At 70.0% G+C, this 2603-nt stretch carries 2 protein-coding genes; both read left to right on the top strand.

The features are described 5' to 3' along the window. Positions 1-189 precede the first annotated feature (189 nt). Complete coding sequence (gene istA, locus H6A15_RS10070; RefSeq protein ID WP_204673623.1) at positions 190-1749, top strand: IS21 family transposase; 1560 nt, start codon at positions 190-192, stop codon at positions 1747-1749. 4 nt (positions 1750-1753) lie between these two features. Continuing rightward, a complete protein-coding gene (locus H6A15_RS10065) occupies positions 1754-2500 on the top strand; it encodes an ATP-binding protein (RefSeq protein ID WP_204673622.1) in 747 nt (248 codons plus the stop codon). Positions 2501-2603: the final 103 nt, after the last annotated feature.

The raw sequence follows: 2603 nt of genomic DNA, 5'->3' as shown, positions 1-2603 counted from the left end.
TGAGTAATCACCCTGCTCGGTACCGGGTGTAGCGCGAGTCGATACTACCCTCCGCCCCCGCCGATATTCCGCTTCGATACCGCCGATATCGCGCCTCGATACCGCCCGCGGGCGCCGCGCCGCCGCGGCGCCGCGCCGGCGCTACGCTCGCGGCGCCATGTGTCCCCGCGAGACAAGGAGGTATCGGGCATGGCGAGAAGGATACCCGTGAGGGAGATGCTGAGGCTGAGGGCCTCGGGGCTGTCGGCGACGGCGATAGCGCGGACGCAGCCGGTCTCCAAGACCAGCGTGGTCGACACGTTCCACGCCGCCGACGAGAGGGGCGTCGCCTGGGAGGACGTCGAGGGGATGACGGACGCGGAGGCGTACGCGCTGCTGTTCCCGGAGAGGGTGCACGACGGGCCGGTCTACGCGGATCCCGACTGGGACCGCGTCCACCGCGAGCTCGCCCGGGTCGGCGTCACGCTGAAGCGCCTGCACGCGGAGTACCGCGACGGGGCGAGGTCGAAGGGCGAGCCCTTCATGTCCTACGACCGGTTCTGCAAGCGCTACCGGGAGTTCACGGTGAGAAGGCAGGTGGTGAGCCGCGTCGGCCACAAGGCGGGGAGGATCCTCGAGGTCGACTGGGCCGGGCCGACGATGGCGCTCGTCGACCCGGCCACGGGCGAGGTGTCGAAGGTCTACCTGTTCGTGGCCTGCCTGCCCTTCAGCCGGCTGTCCTACGTCGAGCCGACGCTGGACATGGGGCAGGATACATGGCTGCGCTGCCACGTGCACGCCTTCGCCTACATCGGCGGCTCGACGCCCTGCATCGTCCCGGACAACCTGAAGGCGGGCGTGACCAGGCACCCGAAGGAGGGCGAGGTCGAGCTCAACGGCGCGTACCGCGAGATGGCCGCGCACTACGGCTCGGCGGTGATGCCGGCGCGCGTCGCGACCCCGCGCGACAAGCCGAGCGCGGAGAACGAGGTCTGGCAGGCCGCCCTGGAGATCATCGCGGCGCTCAGGGACGAGGTCTTCACCGACTTCAACCAGCTGAAGGCGGCGGTCGCGGCCAAGCTGGAGGAGCACAACGCCCGCCCGTTCACCAAACGCGAGGGCACGCGCCGGGAGGTCTTCGAGGAGCAGGAGCGGCCGCTGCTGAGACCGCTGCCCGCCGCGCCCTACGAGGTCTGCGAGTGGGTGTACGGCCGCAAGGTGCAGAAGAACTGCCATGTGGCGTACAGGCGCAACTACTACTCGGTGAGCCATCTCGCGGTCGGGAAGACGGTGGACCTCAGGGTCACGGACGCCACCCTGGAGGTGTTCCTCGGCGGCGAGCGCCTCGCCACGCACCCGCTGTTCCCGGCCTTCGCGCGCAACCGCTACTCGACGCATGCCGGCGACCTCCCCGAGGGCAGGTCGTACTCCGACTGGGACGCGGGGCGCATACGCAGGTGGGCAGACCGCGTCGGGCCGTCCTGCAGGGAGGTGGTGGACCGCATCTTCCAGCGCGTGGACTACGAGGAGCAGGGCTTCAACGCCGCCCTCGCCGTGCTCAGGCTCGAGCACCGCTACACGAGGCAGAGGCTCGAGCGGGCGTGCGGGCTGGCGCTGGCCTCGGGCGGGCCATCCCCCAGGTACAGGCACCTGAAGCCCATCTTGGAGACCAACCAGGACCTGGTCTCCCGCGCGCATGCCGATGACGGCGGGCCCGGCGAGGACGAGGCCGGCTACGTGCGCGGCGCCGACTTCTACGGGGAGGCGTAGGGCGATGGAGCTCACCGTGGAGACGAGGCGCAAGCTGCGCGACATGGGCGCATCCGACCTGCTGGACGCCCTCGAGGCGCAAGACGAGGGCATGTGCATGGGCATGACCTGTGCCGAGCGCGTGCAGATGGCCGTGGACGAGGCCCACTCGGCCTTCGTCACGTCCAAGGTCCGGAACCTCACCAAGCGCGCGAACCTGCGCTACCCCGAGGCCGACGTGAGGTCGATCGTCTTCTCCGAGGAGCGCGGGCTGGACCGGCTGCTGATCACCGAGCTCGCCACCTGCGGCTTCGCCGAGCGCGGCCAGAGCGTCGTGCTCCAGGGCCCGACCGGCACCGGCAAGACCTACCTGGCCTGCGCGATCGCCAAGGCCGCCTGCCAGCGGCGCATGCGCGCGTGCTACATACGCTGCCCCGACCTGGAGGAGCTGTGGCGCGAGGCGCGCGGGCGCCCCGGCGGCGAGCGGAAGCTCACGAGGAAGTACGCGGCCTTCCAGGTGCTCGTGCTCGACGAGTGGCTGCTCGACCGCCCCGACGAGCTGTTCCGCAGCTTCCTGCTCGAGCTCATGGAGGCCCGATACGGCACGGCGTCCACCGTCTTCTGCACGCAGTTCCGCCAGAAGGACTGGCACGCCAGGCTCGGGGGCGGCGTCCACGCCGACGCCATCATGGACCGCATCGTCCACGGCGCCGCCTGGGTCGGCATGGGCGAGATGAACATGCGCAGGAAGCTGGAGGGCGGATCGGAGTAGGACGCGCCGACCGGTACCGATGGGAAACGCCGGCGGTATCGTCTCGCGATGCCGCCGGTATCAATTCGCAATAACGGGCGGTATCAAAAGGGGCAAATACTCA

The organism is Enorma phocaeensis (genome assembly GCF_016901575.1).
Lineage (GTDB): Bacteria > Actinomycetota > Coriobacteriia > Coriobacteriales > Coriobacteriaceae > Limicola > Limicola phocaeensis_A.
This window is presented reverse-complemented; position numbering and strand designations above follow the sequence as displayed.